The 19,088-nt window shown below is 39.1% G+C and carries 19 protein-coding genes; 8 read left to right on the forward strand and 11 right to left on the reverse strand.

Features of this window, described 5'->3' with window-relative positions:
• Positions 1-74: 74 nt before the first annotated feature.
• Positions 75-749 carry a GMP/IMP nucleotidase gene (yrfG, locus tag H4J76_RS00490; protein WP_182176448.1) on the reverse strand — a complete coding sequence of 225 codons (675 nt, stop codon included), beginning with the start codon at positions 747-749 and terminating at the stop codon, positions 75-77.
• 99 nt (positions 750-848) lie between these two features.
• Here yrfG and nudE point away from each other — a divergent pair, with 99 nt between their 5' ends.
• The 3 genes from nudE to H4J76_RS00505 are packed head-to-tail and all read left to right on the forward strand — an operon-like array spanning position 849 to position 2,870.
• On the forward strand, positions 849-1,409 hold the full coding sequence (gene nudE, locus H4J76_RS00495; RefSeq protein ID WP_182214712.1) for an ADP compounds hydrolase NudE: 561 nt from the start codon (positions 849-851) through the stop codon (positions 1,407-1,409).
• Between the two features lie 29 nt (positions 1,410-1,438).
• Positions 1,439-2,263 (forward strand): 3'(2'),5'-bisphosphate nucleotidase CysQ, encoded by an 825-nt coding sequence (gene cysQ / locus H4J76_RS00500; RefSeq protein WP_182214710.1) that lies wholly within the window; start codon positions 1,439-1,441, stop codon positions 2,261-2,263.
• Positions 2,264-2,291: 28 nt separating this feature from the next.
• Complete coding sequence (locus tag H4J76_RS00505; RefSeq protein ID WP_182214708.1) at positions 2,292-2,870, forward strand: YceI family protein; 579 nt, start codon at positions 2,292-2,294, stop codon at positions 2,868-2,870.
• 46 nt (positions 2,871-2,916) lie between these two features.
• Here the strand turns inward: H4J76_RS00505 and H4J76_RS00510 are convergent, their stop codons facing one another.
• From H4J76_RS00510 to H4J76_RS00535, 7 genes are all read right to left on the reverse strand, one after another.
• Entirely contained in the window at positions 2,917-3,162 is a 246-nt protein-coding gene (locus H4J76_RS00510; RefSeq protein WP_182214706.1) for a YheU family protein, read from the reverse strand.
• Complete coding sequence (locus tag H4J76_RS00515; RefSeq protein WP_182229919.1) at positions 3,159-4,142, reverse strand: hydrolase; 984 nt, start codon at positions 4,140-4,142, stop codon at positions 3,159-3,161. Before H4J76_RS00515 ends, H4J76_RS00510 begins: the two co-directional genes overlap by 4 nt.
• Positions 4,143-4,471: 329 nt before the next feature.
• Positions 4,472-4,882 (reverse strand): Cu(I)-responsive transcriptional regulator, encoded by a 411-nt coding sequence (gene cueR, locus H4J76_RS00520; RefSeq protein ID WP_182229920.1) that lies wholly within the window; start codon positions 4,880-4,882, stop codon positions 4,472-4,474.
• Between the two features lies 1 nt (position 4,883).
• Positions 4,884-7,244, reverse strand: coding sequence for a heavy metal translocating P-type ATPase (locus tag H4J76_RS00525; protein ID WP_182229921.1), 2,361 nt, complete (start codon positions 7,242-7,244; stop codon positions 4,884-4,886).
• A 442-nt stretch (positions 7,245-7,686) separates the two neighbouring features.
• Positions 7,687-7,815, reverse strand: a complete 129-nt coding sequence (locus H4J76_RS19785; RefSeq protein ID WP_157470907.1) for a DUF3149 domain-containing protein — start codon at positions 7,813-7,815, stop codon at positions 7,687-7,689.
• Between the two features lie 156 nt (positions 7,816-7,971).
• Positions 7,972-8,694: a tetratricopeptide repeat protein gene (locus H4J76_RS00530; protein ID WP_182214699.1), complete on the reverse strand. Its 723-nt coding sequence runs from the start codon at positions 8,692-8,694 to the stop codon at positions 7,972-7,974.
• A gap of 67 nt (positions 8,695-8,761) precedes the next feature.
• Positions 8,762-10,669 carry an ATP-binding cassette domain-containing protein gene (locus H4J76_RS00535; protein ID WP_182214697.1) on the reverse strand — a complete coding sequence of 636 codons (1,908 nt, stop codon included), beginning with the start codon at positions 10,667-10,669 and terminating at the stop codon, positions 8,762-8,764.
• A gap of 102 nt (positions 10,670-10,771) precedes the next feature.
• On the opposite strand from H4J76_RS00535, the gene H4J76_RS00540 reads away from it, so the two are divergent.
• Complete coding sequence (locus H4J76_RS00540) at positions 10,772-10,966, forward strand: YheV family putative zinc ribbon protein (RefSeq protein ID WP_070374933.1); 195 nt, start codon at positions 10,772-10,774, stop codon at positions 10,964-10,966.
• 67 nt (positions 10,967-11,033) lie between these two features.
• On the opposite strand, the gene H4J76_RS00545 is transcribed toward H4J76_RS00540, so the two are convergent.
• A complete protein-coding gene (locus H4J76_RS00545) occupies positions 11,034-11,270 on the reverse strand; it encodes a SlyX family protein (RefSeq protein WP_070374932.1) in 237 nt (78 codons plus the stop codon).
• A gap of 12 nt (positions 11,271-11,282) precedes the next feature.
• A complete protein-coding gene (locus H4J76_RS00550) occupies positions 11,283-12,281 on the reverse strand; it encodes a hypothetical protein (RefSeq protein WP_310733830.1) in 999 nt (332 codons plus the stop codon).
• A gap of 131 nt (positions 12,282-12,412) precedes the next feature.
• Here H4J76_RS00550 and fkpA point away from each other — a divergent pair, with 131 nt between their 5' ends.
• Positions 12,413-13,168 (forward strand): FKBP-type peptidyl-prolyl cis-trans isomerase, encoded by a 756-nt coding sequence (fkpA, locus tag H4J76_RS00555; protein WP_070374931.1) that lies wholly within the window; start codon positions 12,413-12,415, stop codon positions 13,166-13,168.
• Positions 13,169-13,300: 132 nt separating this feature from the next.
• Here the strand turns inward: fkpA and H4J76_RS00560 are convergent, their stop codons facing one another.
• Positions 13,301-14,410, reverse strand: coding sequence for an NAD(P)/FAD-dependent oxidoreductase (locus tag H4J76_RS00560; protein WP_310733829.1), 1,110 nt, complete (start codon positions 14,408-14,410; stop codon positions 13,301-13,303).
• Positions 14,411-14,622: 212 nt separating this feature from the next.
• Here H4J76_RS00560 and H4J76_RS00565 point away from each other — a divergent pair, with 212 nt between their 5' ends.
• The 3 genes from H4J76_RS00565 to H4J76_RS00575 are packed head-to-tail and all read left to right on the forward strand — an operon-like array spanning position 14,623 to position 18,939.
• Positions 14,623-16,422, forward strand: a complete 1,800-nt coding sequence (locus tag H4J76_RS00565; RefSeq protein ID WP_182229922.1) for an assimilatory sulfite reductase (NADPH) flavoprotein subunit — start codon at positions 14,623-14,625, stop codon at positions 16,420-16,422.
• Positions 16,422-18,170, forward strand: coding sequence for an assimilatory sulfite reductase (NADPH) hemoprotein subunit (gene cysI / locus H4J76_RS00570; protein WP_220465204.1), 1,749 nt, complete (start codon positions 16,422-16,424; stop codon positions 18,168-18,170). Before H4J76_RS00565 ends, cysI begins: the two co-directional genes overlap by 1 nt.
• Positions 18,163-18,939 carry a phosphoadenylyl-sulfate reductase gene (locus H4J76_RS00575; RefSeq protein ID WP_157470904.1) on the forward strand — a complete coding sequence of 259 codons (777 nt, stop codon included), beginning with the start codon at positions 18,163-18,165 and terminating at the stop codon, positions 18,937-18,939. The genes cysI and H4J76_RS00575 overlap by 8 nt, the downstream gene beginning before the upstream one ends.
• Positions 18,940-19,088: the final 149 nt, after the last annotated feature.

Below are 19,088 nucleotides of genomic sequence, written 5' to 3' on the forward strand. Positions count from 1 at the left end.
TTAATACGGTGATTAATCGTTACTTAGGCTAAACCTATTTCATCCTGGCTTTACGTCAGGATGAATAATAGCCATTACTTAATGGGATATTTCTTTATTTCATCAATTAATGTTCTAAAGTCTGATGTAGATGGGTAATCGTTAACAATATGTGGTGTTTTCTGACTATCTGGGTTTTCAACCGCTAATAAATGTTCAAAACCATAGCGTTGAGCCGATGCTAAAATATTGATACTATCATCAACAAACAAGGTGTTCTCTAGGCTAAAACCTTGTTTCTCTTGAAGACGTTGCCATAATAATTGTGATTCTTTGGTAACACCAAATTCATGCGTAGAATATAAAACATCAAAATATTTATCGAGTTGCGTGCGTTCAATCTTAAGCAACAAGCTATCTGGGTGAGCATTAGTAACCAGTATTATTTCTCGTCCACTCTCTCGTAGTGCCACCATAAAATCATGAGCATCATGGCGTAAGCTAATTAAGTGTTGTACTTCACGTTTTAATGCTTGAATCGGTAATTGGGTTTGTTCAGCCCAGTAGTCTAAACAGTACCAGTCAATGGTCCCAGCAACTCTTTCATAGTGGCTTGCTAAGTTTTCTTTTGCTTGCTCAAGTGAAATCTTTGCATGCTCACTGTAACGTAGTGGTAAATGATGGAGCCAGAAATGGTTGTCAAAATGTAAATCTAAAATCGTTCCATCCATATCTAAAAGTACGGTAGAAATTTTTGACCAATTAAGCATATTTTTTTTCCTAAGAGCGATTAATTATTAATTATATCTAAAGTTAACGTGCTATTCTAAAACTATATTATTAATATTTTACTCTTAGGTTTAGCTACCATGAGCAATAGTTTAACACTTCCCAAAGTCACTCAACGTAAGCAAGTTGCCAAGAGTCGCTTGTTTGCTATAGAACAAGTAGATCTCACCTTCAGTAACGGCGTAGAGCGAGAATATGAACGCATGCAAGGCTACGGTCGAGGCGCTGTATTAATTGTACCTATGTTAGACGATGAAACGTTTTTATTAGTACGCGAGTATTGTGCTGGCACCCATACATATGAGCTTGGCTTCCCGAAAGGACTTATTGATGAAGGCGAAAGTGCAGAGCATGCTGCTAATCGTGAGTTAAAAGAAGAAGTCGGCTATGGGGCGAATAAATTCACCCATGTGCATCGAGTCGCAACAGCACCGGCTTTTTTCTCTGCCTCAATGGAAATATTTCTTGCTGAAAGTTTATATGCAGAAAAACTCCCCGGTGATGAACCTGAAGAGTTAGAAGTTGTCTCATGGAAACTTGCCGACTATCAATCATTACTTGCCCAACCTGACTTTAATGAAGCAAGAAGCATAGCTGCTCTAATGCTGGTAAAAGATTTAGTTAAGAATATTTTAAAATAACACTCAAAAGAAAAAGTAAGTGAAGATTAATGAACAATGAAACGTTACTCGCCATCGCGATAGAAAGTGCAAAAAAAGCAGGCCTAGAAGTTACTAAGCATTACAAGTCGGGCAATTACACGTCAGAAATTAAAGAAGATAATAGCCCCGTTACTAGTGCTGACTATGCGGCTAACGATGTATTGATGCAAGAGCTGTCACGCTTGGCACCTGGCATTCCTATTATTTCTGAAGAAGTTGGTGCATTAGCGCTTAATCAAAGAAAAAATTGGTCACGATATTGGCTACTCGACCCTATTGATGGGACAGGTGAGTTTATTAAAGGCAGTGGCGATTTTGCTGTTAATGTCGCTTTGGTGGAAAATGGCTGGCCAAGTATTGGTGTTATTCACGCACCAGATCACCAACTCACCTACTATGGACAAAATAAGCTTGGCGCTTTTAAAGAAAGCCATACCGGTAGCCAGCAAATTCATGTCGCTAAATATGATGGCAAACGAAAAATCAAAGTGGCGGTAAGCCGTCGACAAGAGCTCAGCCTAATGGGGCAATACCTTAACAACGAAAACTTTGCTTTTGAATATGTGGCATTAGGCAGTTGCTCACTGAAAAACTGTCTAATTGCTGAAGGTGGTGCAGATTGTTACTTACGTATTGGTCCTACAGGTGAGTGGGATACAGGAGCGAGCCATTGTATTATCGAACAAGCGGGAGGCTCAATAATTGATAGTGAGTTTTTACCGTTAACTTATAATCAACGGGAAGGATTAATGAATCCTGACTTTATGACTTTAGGTGCGAGTAATATTCCGTGGCAAAGTATTGTGACCCCTCATCGAGCGCGACGCTCTTAATTTTTATTTTATTTTCAAAGGACCTATTATGCGTATTATATCTACTTTTATTTTAAGCCTTTCACTCCTGCTTACGGCACCAGCCTATAGTGCTTGGCAGTTGGACTCTAAAAATTCATCGTTAACTTTTGTGTCGATTAAAAAAGGCACTGTGGCTGAAAGTCATAGCTTTAAAGAATTTACGGGTGTTATCAACAATAGCGGCCTGGCAAATGTGACCATTGACCTAAGCAGTGTTGACACCAATATTGCGATACGTGATCAAAGAATGGCGGAGTTTCTCTTTGAAACAGCAACTTTTGCACAAGCGAGCTTTAGTGCGCAACTTAATCGTGTAGATATTGATGCGATAACTATCGGTTCAAGTCAGAAAATGTCACTTACGGGTAGCCTGAATTTACATGGTCACCAGCAAGAACTTACATTGAATGTTATGGTGGCTAAGCTATCAGCAAATCATATGTTAGTGAGCACCTTAAAGCCGGCTATCATTAAGGCCGAAGACTTTGCTTTAGTGGCAGGCATTAATAAATTAAAATCATTAGCAAATCTACCAAGCATTGCTTATGCCGTGCCGGTAAGTTTTGTATTAGCTTTCACTCAATAGCAAATGAGAAACGAACATCCATAGGGTGTTCGTTGTTATAAAATAACTATTGCGTTTGTTCTTGTTCGTTTTGTTGTTGTTCAAACTGATCAATGGGTAAAATATTTACCGTATCATGAAGCTCTGAATAAACTAAAAACGCACTACCATCAGCAAGTTGTATTTTTACTTGCGCCACTTTTTCGGACAAAGACACATCGTCCGCACCATATTCGGTACCTTCACGTAAAACAAACTCTCGAATAATACCTGTTAACGTATCGGGTTGTAGATCTTTGTAGGGGATTATCATAGGTAGCTCTCTAAAAAATTTGGAACACGATGTTCTAGCCAAAACTTTGGTCTTAAGGGATTATTACCATTGATAAAGCCAACATGCCCCCCTTTTTTACTGACCTCAAAACATATGTTACTGGGAATACTGCTAATATCACGGGTATTTTCATCACATAAGAAAGGGTCGTCATTTGAATGAATAATTAAGCAGGGTTGTTTAATTTTATCCAAAATAAAACGTCCACTCGCCTGATGATAATAATCTTCAGCGCTCTCAAAACCGTTAATAGGGGCTGTCACCAGTTGATCGAATTGCCAAATGGTCTTAATTTCATCGAGCTTATGGGCCAGTCTTTGCGATAGCGGAGCAGAGAGTAGATTACTGTCCATTTTATCCTTAATACTGTCTTTGAGCATGCCCACTAGATATTTCTGATATATACGCGAAAAGCCTTTGTTAATCCGCTTGCTACAACTGGCCAAATGTAAAGGGGCACAAATGATTGCAGCGGCTTGATAAGGATTATTAGGTTCTTTTGCTAAATAACGCGCTAGTACATTACCCCCTAAAGAAAAGCCAATAATTGTCATTGGAAGCTGTGGATATTTTTTCTTTAAAAATTGCGTTAAATAACTAATATCATCAGTATCGCCACTATGATACGAACGTGCTTTTCTATTGACTCGTCCACTACAGCCCCTAAAATGCATTAGCACTCCGATCCACTGTTTATCTTTAATAGCCGATAACATTCCTTTAGCATAATGACTGTTAACTGAACCTTCTAAACCATGAAGAACAACCACTAAAGGACGAGTTTCATTAGGTTTAGGTTTATCGGTCCATGCTAAATCAATAAAGTCGCCATCAGGTAACTCCACTGTTTCATTGCAAGTTTCTAGCTGTTTTCTAGATCTTAAAAATTTTGCAATAATAGTTTGGCAATGAGGATTGTGTAGCCACCAAGCTGGAGTGAATTGACTTTGAGTAAACATTTAAAGTTATAGTGGTCTGTTGTGGTTTATCAGTTTTATTATTGTATGTGAATTGAAAATAAATAGATATTTTTAGGCTAAAAAAAAGCTTACAAGGCTAAACGCCATCATAAACTTGTTGTCTTATATTCGTTGATTAATGAGTATACCTTTTCATCATTTTCTTCACGTGATTTGTTTTGACGCTCAATTACATTGAGCGTAGAGGAAGATTGATTAATAGATAAGTTAATAAGCACACCTCAGTATTTAAGATTAATTGTGCAGATAATGCATGACAATCAACATAGACAAGTGATGTTAGTATAACAAAAAACAATTATCCTTCGTTATTCAGATGAAAGTTGAGCTAAACCTTCTAAAATAGGGCAGTCAGGGTTATCGTCACCATCACATTGATCAGCTAGTTTTTGTAATATTGCTCTCATTTGCTCTAGCTCCAATATTTTTTCATTTATCTCCTGTAAATGACTCAACGCTAGTTGCTTCACGTGTCGACTTTCTCTATCAGTATCGAGCCAGAACTTGAGCAGTGACTGAATCTCAATCATGGAAAAACCTAAGTTTCTCGAACGACGAATGAATCCCAATTGTTGTATGTGTGCTTGGTTATAAAGTCGATAACCTGCATCTGTGCGACTCGTTTTTTTTAATACGCCAATTTCTTCATAGTATCGGATCATTTTGGCCGATACCCCTGTTAAGTTAGAGGCTTTACCTATGGTGACAAGTTTCGCCATGTTATTTCTCCTTAAGAGTCCAACGTTGCAATAACAATGCGTTACTGACGACAAATAAGCTACTAAATGCCATCGCAGCTCCGGCAATAATAGGGTCAAGATAACCAAAGGCTGCTAGTGGAATTCCCACAGCATTAAAGATAAATGCCCAAAACAGGTTTTGCTGTATTTTACGATAAGTTAGCCTTGCAATGATCAATGCCGTGGGGACTAGGCTTGGTTTACTGCGCATTAACGTGAAAGAAGCTGCGCTAACGGCAACATCAGTACCAGACGCCATTGCCATACCTAAATCTGCTTGGGCTAGCGCTGGCGCATCATTAATGCCATCACCAACCATAGCAACCTGATAACCTTGCTCTTGATATTGCAGAATATATTTTGCTTTATCTGCAGGCAACACCTCAGCTTTAAAATCGTCTAACTGTAATTCTGTCGCTACCGATGTTGCACTCGCTTGATTGTCACCAGTAAGCATAGCTACCTTTATACCTTGTTGTTGCAATAACTTCACAGCCTGCAGCGCATCAGACTTCAATTTATCACTAAAACAAAACAGCCCAAGTAATGTTATCTTATCTTGCTGCTGACTAGCCAACCAAGAAACAGAGGCACCTGGTATTTTTATTTGTTCGGTTGGCAGTGTTACCCCTAACTCTTGCATCCAATGACTACTGCCCATCAAGACTAAATTGTCACCAATGTTGCCTTTGACACCATAACCCGCGACAACTTGAAATTCCGCGACAGGTATTGGTTGTGTTTCGCTGGCTAATGCTTTTTCAACCACAGCTTTGCCTAATGGGTGCTCACTATTTATTTGTAAGGAATAGGCCAGCTGCAATACGGTTTCTTCACTACCACTGATGACCCTCATCTCATTTACAACAGGTTTGCCTTGGGTCAAGGTGCCTGTTTTATCAAATACCACTAAATTTATTTCTTTTGCTTGCTCTAACGCCACTGCATCTTTAACCAATACGCCTAATCTGGCAGCGGTTCCTGTACCTGCCATTATGGCTGCTGGAGTTGCTAAACCAAGTGCACATGGACAGGCAATCACTAAAACGGCTACCGCATTGAGAATGCCATTGGTCCAGTCATCAAATACTAAACCCAACACCAATAAGGTGGTAAGTGCGACCAATAACACCACAGGAATGAAGATACTACTGACTTTATCTACTATTGCTTGTACGGGAGCTTTTGCACCTTGGGCTTGCTCTACTAATTCAATGATTTTAGATAAAGTAGATTCGCTACCAACATTCGTGGCACGGATCTCCAAAATACCGTCCAAATTAAGTGAGCCACCCGTGACAACGTCACCTTCTTTTTTACTTAACGGAATTGATTCACCACTAATTAACGCCTCATCCATATGACTCTGGCCCTGCAAAATTTCACCGTCAACAGGGATGCTTTCGCCCGGTATTACTTTAACTTTTTCACCTGATTTTACTGATGAAGCGGCCACTTTTTGCCATTTACCTAAGCGCTGCACTGTTGCCTCAACAGGTTTCAAATTTTCCAATGCTCTAAGTGCATCAGTTGTTCGGCGTTTTGCTTTGTGTTCTAAATATTTACCCAGCAGAACCAAGGTGATTACTGCGCTACTACTTTCAAAATACAAGTGCGGCATGCCATGAGCGCTATTAAAGCTCCACCACAAATACAAAGATAGTCCGTAGGCTGCACTGGTACCTATGGAGACAAGAAGATCCATGTTGCCCATGCCAGCTTTTAATGCTCCCCAGCCTGCACGATAAAAGCGAGCGCCAAAATAGAACTGTACTGGCGTAGCTAATAGCCATTGCCAAACTGGCGGTAACATCCACTGTTGGGAAAACAACATGCCTAACATGGGTAACACCAGTGGCAAGGTAAGTAGGCCTGCTCCCAATACGGGCCACCATGCTTTAGTTTGGCTGGGCTTTTCTATCACGCTGTCATTGTTCAACGGGATAAAAAGGTAACCGGCTTGTGTCACGGCTTGGGCTAGTTGTTCATCTGTTACAAAGGATAAAGTTTTTACTTGTACGTGCTCGGTGGCTAAATTGACCGATGCATCGACCACACCGGTTACTTTTAACAATGCCTGTTCGACCCGCGTCACACAAGAGGAGCAACTCATCTTTCCAATACCAAATTGCTTTACCTTTACGGGTACTTGATAACCAGCCTCAATAACAGCGGTAATTAATTCACTATGACTGGCAGTGCCTTGAATAGTAGCCGTATCTGTAGCTAGGTTAACGGTAACATCTGTCACGCCAACCACTTTGTGTAAGGCCTTTTCAACACGACCGACACATGAAGCACAGGTCATACCGTCAATTTTGAATTGTGTAGTTGTATTCATAAGCTTCTCATCTTAATTGAATTGTAGAACTAAGTTGAGGTTAAAGCTTACCACGGTAGTAGGGTCAACTGTTTTAGTATAAAAAGTGTTATAAGTAACAATTTATAATTTAACGGTGAACACCGTATTTTAAGGAGGAGTACAACAATCTTAATGACTGCTTTTTTAGATCAGCGATACCTGAGGTTAAATCTTTAATGTCTATATTCGTATCAAACAGTAAAATATACGCCTGCAAAATTTTAGGTTGCTAAAGACTCCTCTTTGGCAGCTATTGCCCTTAGGGTTATATTGTAGAAATTAACTACTTCAACGTTTAATTAAATTTTTTGAAAGATATTTTCGGTGCTTAAACGTAATAATTGCAGTTGCTGACTTTCTTTAACGGTTTCCACCTTAATTTAGAAGGTTGCAACTTTAATCAACTTCTACAGGTTTTTACCTAATTATTTTCATTGATGTTTTTAAGAAAATAATAAACATAGAAAGCACCAATACCTAAAAGAATTGCTAATCCGCCAAAAGAATAAAGTACAACGGGATCATTAATAATCATATCGAAAAAGTTCATAATAGACTCCATAAAAATAATTGAGTTATAACAAAAATGGCTATAACGTAATGTTATAGCCATTTTAAATCGTGGGTTACTTTATGGTTGTGATATAGATCAATGAACCTTAAATTTATCCCTTAGATTATTGTTTTATTTTTTAGAGCTAAGGTTTTATTGTTTAGCTTTTAATGCTTCTTGTTCGATAATTTGTTGATAAAGTCGGTCAGCCTTTTCCCTTGCTTGAGCTATTTCTACATTGCTGAGTTTTAAGGAGTCCATATCGCGACTTTTTCCTGCATTTTGATAACCATTACTTGCGGAAATAATATTCCATATAAAAGACATCTCTACACTTTTCTCAACACCTAATCCTTCAAAATACATTAGTGCTAAATTAAACTGGGCTAGGGCGTAGTTTTGCTTTGCCGCAGTTTCATACCAACGTGCGGCTTTTGGATAGTCTTTATATGTACCCGTGCCATTGAAATACATAACACCAAGATTAAATTGTGCGGCAACGGAGTCTCTTATCGCTGCTCTTTCCATCAGTGCAAAAGCGGTTTTTAAATCTTTTTTAACGATGACTCCGTCAGAATACATCAGTGACAAACTAAATAGTGCGTCGGGGTGATTTTGTGAAGCGGCTAAGGACATTAATTCCAACGCTTTTTTGGGATCTTTTGTAACACCGTAACCATTTAAATAAATAAGCGCCATTTGATACTGCGCAGGAGAATATTCCTGAGCAACTAAGGGTTCAAATTCATTTATAGCCGCTTTAAAAGCACCACGGTTTAATTCATAAATGCCTTGGTCAAGATCACCTTGATAAGCAAAGCTCGAAACACTGCTTACTATAGATAGACAAAAAAGGGCGAATATTGTTTTTTTCATAACGTTCTCATTATTTTAATCGTATGATTATTAAGTGTAGCAAGTAATATAATTTAATGATTAATTTTTACAGTGAAGCTTGCAACATAATTTCTTCAATTTGTTCTTCTAATTCGAGCCAATACATTTCATTTTCTTCAACATCTGCTTTGAGCTTAGCTTGTTGCTTAATGAGTACGGCTAAGCGTGCTTTATGTTCGCTTTGATATATCTCACTTTCGGCTAATACTCCTTCAACTTCAGCTAATTCAGTTTGCAGCAGTTGCACTTTCTTCTCGTATTTATCGGCTTGTTTACGCAGTGGAGATGCTTTTTTACGTAATTCAGCTTGGTCTTTGCGTAATTGTTTTTTATCAACAACCTCAAGAGACTTTGCGGGTTTAGTATTTTTTAGTGTTTGTTTTTTGTCTTCATTAAGCCATTGTTGATAGTCATCAATATCACCAGAGAACTCGCTAACTTGACCATTGGCAACTAAGAAAAACTCATCAACACACGACTCTAATAAAAAGCGATCATGGGCAATCAAAATAATAGCCCCTTCAAAGTCTTGTAAAGCAAAGACAAGTGCTTGACGCATTTCTAAATCAAGATGGTTAGTGGGCTCATCGAGGAGAAGTAATTGCGGCTTTTCATTAACAATTAACGCCAATACCAGACGTGCTTTTTCTCCACCTGACATGGTACTTACCGGAGAAAGTGCTTGGTCGCCAGTAAAACCAAAGCTACCTAAAAAATTGCGCGCTTGTAGCTCTGTAGTCTCAGGTTTAGCACGAACAATATGATCAATCGCACTACTTGGCATATGTAATTGTTCAAGCTGATGTTGAGAGAAGTAACCAACAGTTAAGTCTTGGGCGCAATAACGCTCGCCTTTAATTAAGGCAATATCGCCGGCTAATGACTTTATTAATGTCGACTTACCCGCACCATTTCGTCCTAAAAGACCGATTCTACTACCGGGTACCAGCGTGAGACCGACATCACGTAAAATAATGGTTTCTGGATTATAGCCACAGGTTGTCTCTTTTAACGCTAATAATGGATAAGGCAATGTTTCCGGTGTTTTGAAACTGAAGGTAAATTGGCTATCAACATGTGCGGGTGCTAAGTCAGGTAATTTTTGTAAACGCTTTAAACGACTCTGTGCTTGTTTTGCTTTACTGGCTTTTGCTCTAAAGCGATCGACGAATGAGGTTAAGTGAGCAACTTCTTTTTGCTGTTTTTGAAATTGAGCATCTTGTTGTGCTAAATGTTCCGCGCGCTGACGCTCAAAGGCGCTATAATTACCCGAATATAATTTTGCTTGTTGATGTTCAATATGAAGAATTTGTTCAATAACGTCATCGAGAAAATCACGATCATGTGAAATAAGCACTAAAGTACCGGTAAAGCGTTTTAACCAACGCTGTAACCAAATTACCGCATCTAAATCTAGATGGTTAGTGGGTTCATCGAGTAAAAGTAAATCTGCGCGGCTAATTAACGCTTGAGCCAAGTTAAGACGCATGCGCCAACCACCAGAAAAATCCTTTACGGCATCACCTAGTTGTTCTTGTAAAAAACCTAAACCATGCAATAACTCGCTGGCACGGGCGGGTAAACTGTAGCCATTTATGGCGTCAATATGGTTGAGAATTAACGCTTCTTGGTTGCCATCATCATTTAATCGAGCTTTCTCAAGTTGTTGCTCAAGTTGACGAAACTCTTTATCTCCGTCCATCACATAATCTAAGGCTGATTGTTCGAGGGCGGGAGTTTCTTGTTTTACTGTCGCGACATCCCAGCCTGAAGGCATATTTACATCGCCCCTGTCGGGCTGTAACTCACCTAATAAGGCCGCAAATAAAGAAGATTTTCCACAGCCATTAGCGCCAACTAAGCCGACTTTGTGATTAGGATGAATAGTAAAGCTTGATGATTTTATGAGGTTTTTAGCGCCTCTATCTAAGCTTAAATCGGTGGCTATGATCATTGTGTATTATTACTCATTTTAATTCAGGCCGCTATTGTCCTTTTCCTATCGACAAGATTCAAGGTAAAATAATACAACTCGATTTTATTTGGATTGAAACACATGAAAAAAAGATTTATTGCTGGCGCTATTTGCCCGAAATGTAATGCTATGGACACCATGGGATTAACAAAAGAAAATAATGTTGAAAAAGTTACTTGTGTTAGCTGTGGGCATCAAATGTCACAGCCAGAAGAGCATGTCGTTAAAGAAATCCGTCCGCAAGAGCAAGTGATTGGTATTTTTAAGCAAGAATAAATCGTTATTTTACCAAGCTGAAATATTTCAGCTTGGTATTTATTTGAATGAAAGCTCAGGTTAAGAGTTAATAATGTGGTGGTGGCGGTTCGATATCTTGCGACTGATTTTGACCCGGATTATTATCTTGAACACGACTTGCGATTAACTTTAGCTGTGCCCTAATGTCTGAAATTTCTAATTGATGAACAGCAAGTTCATTATTCAACTGTTCAATAACATCGTCTTGAAAGGCATTACGAGATTGCAGCGCTTCAACATTTTCTTGTAATTCGATGATTTTTTTTTGTATTTCTGTTGTCATAATTTGGGGTACCTAACGCGACTTTCTTTGCCAAAGCTCAGCGTATCCTGATGAACTTTCGGTGATTATTTGGTTCTTTCCTCGAAAGGCGACACTATACACTACCGCGCCTGCAGCACGTATACTTTCTTTTGGCGTAACTCGCCAGCTGTCAAGCCGCTCTCCGGTTAGTATGCTCCATAGGCTAACTTTTCGAGTTGGGGCTCCTGTTAATAGTTGAGTACCATCATCAGAAAACCTTACTGAGCTAAATATTTCGTGACGGTTATAGTATTGAAGTTGGCTAATGCGTTTACCTGTTTTTAAATCCCATATGTTTGAAGATTTTTTACTGTCGGCAGTAAAAGCAAACCGACCTTTAGGGTCTAGAGCCACCATAGTAACGCGACTGGGATGATTAAATCGGTAAATAACCTGCCCACTTTCTGTATCCCATACATAAGCGACGTAATCATTGCCTCCTGAAATAGCGATACGGCCATTGGGGAGCATATCAACCGCATTAATTTTTTCTGTATGACCTAAGAACTCTAAGCGACGGCCATTGCTCATGGTAATGTGAACAACGGTGCCATTACTTTTACCGAGTAAAATAAAGTCACCATTATTAGACAAGGCAATATCACGAATCGTTGACTCACGTACTTTCCAATAACCTTCTGATTGCCCTGTTGCTATATTCCACAACGAAAACGCTTCTCGATTTGCGGTCAATGCATGGCTATTATTATTGGATATATCGGCTAACAGCACTAAATTATCGCTACTATCTTGCTGTTGTGACCAGCTGTATTTTAATGCATTCTCTTCTATGTCCCATAAACTTAAGCCATGATAAATAGAAGAGACAACACTGTATTTGCCATCATTAGAAATATTAGCTGCATAAGCACCATCTGTAGCATGCTGCCAACGCTGTACAGGCTTGTCCTCTGCAGGCTGGCAAGCACTGTTCCATAAGGAAAATAGACAGATGAAAAGCAGTGTTAGCTTGTTATTACACTTAATCACAATATTAATACTTTTTTCTTAGTTAATTTATCGTTAGTATAAGCCGCATTGTCTAACAATACATAATATTTAATCAATGGCTTAGGGGGACTTCCTCCAACTGAGTACTAGGTTACGTTAACGGAGAAAAAATGAAATTATTTAAGCCAACTATGTTAGCTATTGCACTTGTGTCAGTGTTTGGCTGTCAAGAAAGTGTAAAACCAACCGAAACAGCGCCTGTTTTAGAAACTGAAATGCAAAAACAAGCTTACAGTTTAGGTGCTTCAATTGGCATGTACATGCAAAAGAATCTTGATCAACATGAGAAGTTGGGTGTTCCACTTGACCAAGCATTAATTACTCGTGGTTTCATGGACAGTCTTGCTGGCAAATCAATCATTGAGAAAGAAGAGATCCAAGCACTATTAATGAGCCTTGATGAACAAATGAAAGCAAAGCAACTAGCAGCAGCAGACGCTGAATCTGAAGCGGCAATTGCTGAAGGCATGAAATTCTTAGAAGAAAATGCTAAGAAAGAAGGTGTACAAGTTACTGAATCAGGTATTCAATACCTTGTTGTAACTGAAGGTGAAGGTGATAAACCTAGCGCTACTGATACAGTAACGGTTCACTATAAAGGTACTTTCTTAAACGGTGAAACTTTTGATAGTTCATATGAACGCAATGAACCAGCAGTATTCCCTTTAAATCGTGTTATTAGCGGTTGGACAGAAGGCGTACAGTTAATGTCAGTGGGCTCAAAGTACACTTTTACTATTCCATCTGATTTAGCTTACGGAAAAAATGGCAACCCGCCACGTATTCCTGGTAACTCAGTATTACAGTTTGAAATTGAATTATTAGACATTCAAAAATCAGCTGAACCAGAAGAAATCACTCAGTAATATTATTACTTTAGTGTTAAAGGAGCCAATTGTGTAAGCAATTGGCTTTTTAATACATTTTAGAAAATCAAAATATAAACAATCATTTTTCACCCACCATAAATACCTTACTCACTTTCAAATATATAAGCATTATATGGCTAGCCTTTCGTCGACATATTCAGCTATAGCTAAACTAGAAGTTAAGCCGGGTGAGTCAATACCAAACAGATTCACTAATCCTTTCAAGCCATGCACTTTTTCACTTTGAATGACAAAATCTTTAAAACCATCATTCGGACCTTCTAATTTCGGACGAATACCCGAATAAGCAGGCTGTAATCTTTCGCTATCTAATGAAGGGTAATAGCGTTGAATCGCGGCAACAAATTTAGCTTTTAGAAGCGGAGAGACTTCATAATCAATATCATCTATGTACTGTGTGTCGGGACCAAATTTTAATTGTCCGCCAATATCTAATGAGGCGTGAATACCTAAACCATGCGCTTCAGGTAAGGGATAAATGAGTTGTGTAAAAGGACTTCTCCCTTGGTATGAAAAATAATGGCCTCGACAATAATAAAGCGTTGGAATATGTGACTTTTTTAAATCACTAATATTTTCGGCAACTTTATTACTGTGTAATCCCCCTGAATTAATTAAATAATCACAATGCAGCTGCATTATTTCATCTTGACTGTTTAAAGTAACAACAAAGCCATCATTATTGTTATCTGCCTTTATAAAGGTGGTTTTTCCAACAAACTGACCATTATTATGCTCAATTTCTGCCAGTAAAGCCTGCATATAACGATGACTATCAATAATGCCTGTTGAAGGGGAAAGTAAGGCAGCGGTGGCATGTAATGCTGGATTTGACTTGTTAAGCTCGTCTGCCGTTAACCAGACGAGATCATTAACATCATTAAGTGCTGCTTGTTTTATGGTTTTCGCTAAACATTGCTCTTCTTCCTCGCCGTGGGCAACCAGTAATTTTCCTAGGCGTTGATGAGGAATGCCTCGATCTTTACAATATTGATAAAGCTTCTCTTTTCCTTGCACGCATAGCTTAGCCTTTAAACTGTGCTGAGGATAATAAATGCCGGCATGAATAACTTCACTATTACGACTACTGGTTTCTTCACCAAAGCCAGCATTTTTATCAATAATGAGCACGTTATTGAGCTTATTGCTAAGTCTTGCCGCAATGGCTAAACCCACAACACCAGCGCCAATAATTATTGCGTCTACTTTTTCCATCATTTTATCTATTCTTTTAGCTTGAATTAAGTGTGGTCGCCCCTTATCTAAATTTCAAGAAAAAGAATGTCTTAAAATTTAGATAAGAGTGTGGGTAAAGGTTCAAAGAACTGACTTATTCTATTTTGGAATAAAAAAGCCTTTTCTATTCTTTTTATTATATGCAAAGTCAGTCTATTATTATTTTACTAAATTTAAATGGGCGAATTGACATTATGTTGCCAAACCAACAGAACTTACAAAAAACTATGCTAGATGCTGACCAACTTTCATCATTACAAAACGCTATTGGCAGTTACTCTCAGTTGCAGCTTGCATGGGCAAGTGGTTACTTAGCGGCTAAATCTGAAGGAGCATCGTTAAGCGTTAGCCCTACAGCTTCAGCTGTTGCAGCTCCTGCGCCTGTATTAACCATTTTATTTGGTTCTCAAACCGGAAATGCTAAAGGTGTTGCTAAAGCGTTAGCCGCACAAGCACAAGCAGAAGGTCTTACCGTCGACTTAAAAAGCATGAGTGACTTTAAGCCAAAAAGCATTAAAAATCTGACTCACCTATTAATTGTCGCCAGTACTAATGGCGAAGGTGAAGCACCCGATGATGCGATTGCTTTACATGAATACTTAGGCTCGAAAAAAGCGCCAAAGCTCGATGATTTACGCTATAGCGTTTTAGCCTTGGGCGACACTAGCTATGAGTTCTTTTGTCAAACGGGCAAAGACTTTGATGATTACTTAAGTAAGCTTGGTGCAAAACAGATTACCGCACGCGTTGACTGTGACGTTGATTACGAAGCTGAAGTAAAAGCATGGTCAGAGACTATTGTTAAAGATGTAAAAGCCTTGTTGGGTAATGAGATTGATAGCCATAATGTTGTGGTAATGCCAACACTTGGCGCGTCTAGCGAATATACTAAACAGGCGCCTTATGCTGCTGAGTTAAGTTTAAGCCAAAAGATCACCGGTCGTGATTCAGCAAAAGATGTTCGTCATATTGAAATCGATTTAGCCGATTCAGGTATCACCTATCAAGCCGGAGACGCTTTAGGTGTGTGGTTTGAAAATGACACCGAGTTAGTCGCCGAACTTATTGCAATACTTGGTTTGTCAGGTAATGAAAATATTGATGTTGGCGGTGAACGTTTATCACTGGAACAAGCATTAATTTCAACATTAGAAATTACTCAAACAGCGCCTAATTTTATTAGCTTTTGGGCGGATAAATCACAAGATAAAGCTTTGCTTACCTTGAGTGAAGATAAAAATGCTGCGCGTGAATATGCGGGTAACCATCAAATTATTGATGTAGTTAAAGCAGCTCCGGCGAAAGTAACAGCACAAGACTTTGTTGATGCGCTTAGAAAGATTACTCCACGTTTATATTCTATAGCCTCGAGCCAAGCTGAGGTTGAAGAAGAAGTACACTTAACGGTGGGCTTAGTTGAATACAGCGAAAATGATCAGTTAAGAAGTGGCGGTGCCTCAAGCTTTTTAGGTAAACGCTTAGCAGAAGGCGGCACAGTTAAGGTTTTCATTGAACACAACGATAACTTTCGCTTACCTGAAAATGGCGATACGCCTGTGATCATGATTGGCCCAGGTACTGGTATTGCTCCTTTTAGAGCCTTTATGCAAGAACGTGAAGCAAGCGAAGCAAGTGGTGATAACTGGCTGTTTTTTGGTGATCAAACCTTCACTCAAGATTTTTTATACCAAGTGGAATGGCAAGGCTATTTAAAATCAGGCTTGTTAACGCACCTTGATTTAGCCTTTTCTCGTGATCAAGCGGCAAAAATATATGTGCAAGACCGTTTACGTGAAAAAGCCAGTGAGATTTTTGCTTGGTTAGAACGTGGCGCACATTTATATATTTGTGGTGACATGAGCCGTATGGCAAAAGATGTTGAGCTTGCCTTGGTGGATATTATTGCTGAGCATGGCAAGTTGAGTACAGAACAAGCACAAGATTATTTAAAAGAATTGCGTAACGCCAAGCGTTTCCAAAAGGATGTTTACTAATGACTACAACAAATAAAGAAATCGTATTAACAGGTCCCGGACCGTTAATTGTAGAAGGTAAACAGGCTGATAACGAACGCTTAAAAGCAGATAGTAATTTTTTACGAGGGACAATTGTTGATGACTTAAAAGACCAAGTCACCGGTGGTTTCACTGCAGATAATTATCATATTATCAGAACTCATGGTATGTATCAGCAAGATGACCGTGATATTAGAACTGAGCGTAGTAAACAAAAATTAGAACCTTTGCATAATGTTATGTTACGAGCTCGTATGCCTGGCGGTATCATTAAACCAGAGCAGTGGTTGGCTATTGACAAATTTGCTCAAGAGAGCACTTCATATGGCAGTATTCGCTTAACAACACGTCAAACATTTCAATTTCATGGCGTGTTAAAGCCCAATATTAAATTAATGCACCAAACATTAAATAGTATTGGTATCGACTCAATTGCGACTGCTGGCGATGTTAACCGTAATGTTTTGTGTACTTCTAACCCTATTGAATCAGAACTTCATCAAGAAGCTTATGAATGGGCTATTAAAATTAGTGAACATTTACTGCCTAAAACACGTGCTTATGCAGAGATCTGGCTAGATGGCGAAAAGCTTGAAGGCCCTGAAGGTAAAGAGACACAAGAGCCTATTTTAGGCAGTAACTACTTACCACGAAAATTTAAAACGACTGTTGTTATTCCGCCACAAAATGATATTGACGTTCACGCTAATGATCTCAACTTTATCGCTATTGCTAAAGATGGAAAATTAGTTGGTTTTAACGTACTTGTTGGTGGTGGTTTAGCGATGACTCATGGCGATAAGTCAACGTATCCTCGCAAGGCTGACGATTTTGGCTATGTGTCTTTAGCACATACCTTAGATGTTGCGACCGCTGTTGTAACAACACAACGCGACTGGGGAAACCGAGTTAATCGTAAAAATGCTAAAACTAAGTACACACTTGACCGAGTGGGTGTAGAAACCTTTAAATCGGAAGTTGAGAAACGTGCCGGTATTACTTTTGAAACCTCTCGTCCATACGAGTTCACTGAACGTGGCGATCGTATTGGTTGGGTTGAAGGTTTTGACGGTAAGCACCATTTAGCCTTATTTATTGAAAATGGTCGCTTATTAGATAGCCCGGGTAAACCCCTTAAGTCAGGTGTTGCTGAATTAGCGAAAATACACAAAGGTGATTTTCGTATGACTGCTAACCAAAACTTAATTGTCGCGGGTGTAGCAACTGAAGATAAAGCACAAATTGAAAAAATTGCCCGTGAATATGGCTTAATGAACGACACGGTTTCAAAGCAACGTAAAGATTCTATGGCTTGTGTAGCATTTCCTACCTGTCCATTAGCTATGGCTGAAGCAGAACGCTATTTACCGGGTTTTGTTACCGACGTAGAAGGCATTTTAGCCAAACATGATATGAGTGATGAAAGTATTATTTTACGTGTGACTGGTTGTCCAAATGGCTGTGGTCGTGCGATGTTGGCAGAAATTGGTTTAGTTGGTAAAGGTCCAGGTAAATACAATATGCATTTAGGCGGCAACTTGGCAGGAACGCGAGTACCTAAAATGTATAAAGAAAACTTAAGCGAACAAGATATTCTTGATGAAATGGATATGCTAGTGGCTCGCTGGTCATCGGAAAGAAACAGCAATGAAGCGTTTGGTGATTTTACTATTCGTACCGGCATTATCGCAGAAGTGAAAAATAGTAAGCGAGATTTTCATGACTAAACCTATTATTAATAGTGCTGATATCGCTGCGGCAAAAGCACCGATTAATAACCGTTTTCCTGCGTCTTTACCTAAGCCTTGGCTTAACCAGTGGAACGAGCTATTAGAGCAGCAAACCGCGACTGAACGAGTTGAATGGTCGATGGAAAATTTACCATCGCAGTTCGTTTTGTCTTCTAGCTTTGGCATTCAATCTGCGGTTATGTTGCATATGTTGACGCAAGTCGATGCGAATATCCCGGTGATTGTTACCGACACTGGACACTTGTTTCCTGAAACTTATCAGTTTATTGAACAGCTCAACGAACGTTTGAAATTGAATTTACACGTTTATAGCGCGACAGAAAGTGCGGCATGGCAACAAGCAAAATATGGTGAAGAATGGGCAAAAGATGAAACATCACTCAAAGCTTATAATCGCCGTAATAAAGTTGAGCCGCTAGAACGTGGTTTACATGAGCTCAATGCAGCAACATGGTTTTCTGGCGTGCGTCGTCAGCAATCAGAGCATCGTGAAGGCTTGTCTGTAGTCAGTATTTTACGCGGTCGTTTTAAAGTACATCCTATTATTGATTGGAGTAATAAGGATGTACATGAATACCTAACTAAGCATAACTTGCCCTATCATCCTCTATGGGACCAAGGCTATGTATCGGTTGGCGACACACACAGTACACGGCCATTAACGTTAGGTATGAATGAAAGTGATACTCGCTTTTCTGGCATGGCCAGAGAATGTGGTCTACATACTGACGGTGACGGTATTTAAATAACGCCCAACTTAACGTTTACTATTAAGGACAAACATCTTAGATGCTTGTCCTTTTTTATGTTGGGTACTTTTTGTCGGGAAAAAACTGTATTTCAGTATCTGTTTTCGTGTTTGTAAGTACAGATCCTGAAACAAGTTCAGGATGA

Source organism: Colwellia sp. BRX9-1, assembly GCF_014077195.1.
GTDB lineage: Bacteria > Pseudomonadota > Gammaproteobacteria > Enterobacterales > Alteromonadaceae > Colwellia_A.

Bases quoted from the DNA above. Each gene is read 5' to 3' on its own strand.
- yrfG (WP_182176448.1), bottom strand. From the start codon at position 749: ATGCTTAATTGGTCAAAAATTTCTACCGTACTTTTAGATATGGATGGA.
- nudE (WP_182214712.1), top strand. From the start codon at position 849: ATGAGCAATAGTTTAACACTTCCCAAAGTCACTCAACGTAAGCAAGTT.
- cysQ (WP_182214710.1), top strand. From the start codon at position 1,439: ATGAACAATGAAACGTTACTCGCCATCGCGATAGAAAGTGCAAAAAAA.
- H4J76_RS00505 (WP_182214708.1), top strand. From the start codon at position 2,292: ATGCGTATTATATCTACTTTTATTTTAAGCCTTTCACTCCTGCTTACG.
- H4J76_RS00510 (WP_182214706.1), bottom strand. From the start codon at position 3,162: ATGATAATCCCCTACAAAGATCTACAACCCGATACGTTAACAGGTATT.
- H4J76_RS00515 (WP_182229919.1), bottom strand. From the start codon at position 4,142: ATGTTTACTCAAAGTCAATTCACTCCAGCTTGGTGGCTACACAATCCT.
- cueR (WP_182229920.1), bottom strand. From the start codon at position 4,882: ATGGCGAAACTTGTCACCATAGGTAAAGCCTCTAACTTAACAGGGGTA.
- H4J76_RS00525 (WP_182229921.1), bottom strand. From the start codon at position 7,244: ATGAATACAACTACACAATTCAAAATTGACGGTATGACCTGTGCTTCA.
- H4J76_RS19785 (WP_157470907.1), bottom strand. From the start codon at position 7,815: ATGAACTTTTTCGATATGATTATTAATGATCCCGTTGTACTTTATTCT.
- H4J76_RS00530 (WP_182214699.1), bottom strand. From the start codon at position 8,694: ATGAAAAAAACAATATTCGCCCTTTTTTGTCTATCTATAGTAAGCAGT.
- H4J76_RS00535 (WP_182214697.1), bottom strand. From the start codon at position 10,669: ATGATCATAGCCACCGATTTAAGCTTAGATAGAGGCGCTAAAAACCTC.
- H4J76_RS00540 (WP_070374933.1), top strand. From the start codon at position 10,772: ATGAAAAAAAGATTTATTGCTGGCGCTATTTGCCCGAAATGTAATGCT.
- H4J76_RS00545 (WP_070374932.1), bottom strand. From the start codon at position 11,270: ATGACAACAGAAATACAAAAAAAAATCATCGAATTACAAGAAAATGTT.
- fkpA (WP_070374931.1), top strand. From the start codon at position 12,413: ATGAAATTATTTAAGCCAACTATGTTAGCTATTGCACTTGTGTCAGTG.
- H4J76_RS00560 (WP_310733829.1), bottom strand. From the start codon at position 14,410: ATGATGGAAAAAGTAGACGCAATAATTATTGGCGCTGGTGTTGTGGGT.
- H4J76_RS00565 (WP_182229922.1), top strand. From the start codon at position 14,623: ATGTTGCCAAACCAACAGAACTTACAAAAAACTATGCTAGATGCTGAC.
- cysI (WP_220465204.1), top strand. From the start codon at position 16,422: ATGACTACAACAAATAAAGAAATCGTATTAACAGGTCCCGGACCGTTA.
- H4J76_RS00575 (WP_157470904.1), top strand. From the start codon at position 18,163: ATGACTAAACCTATTATTAATAGTGCTGATATCGCTGCGGCAAAAGCA.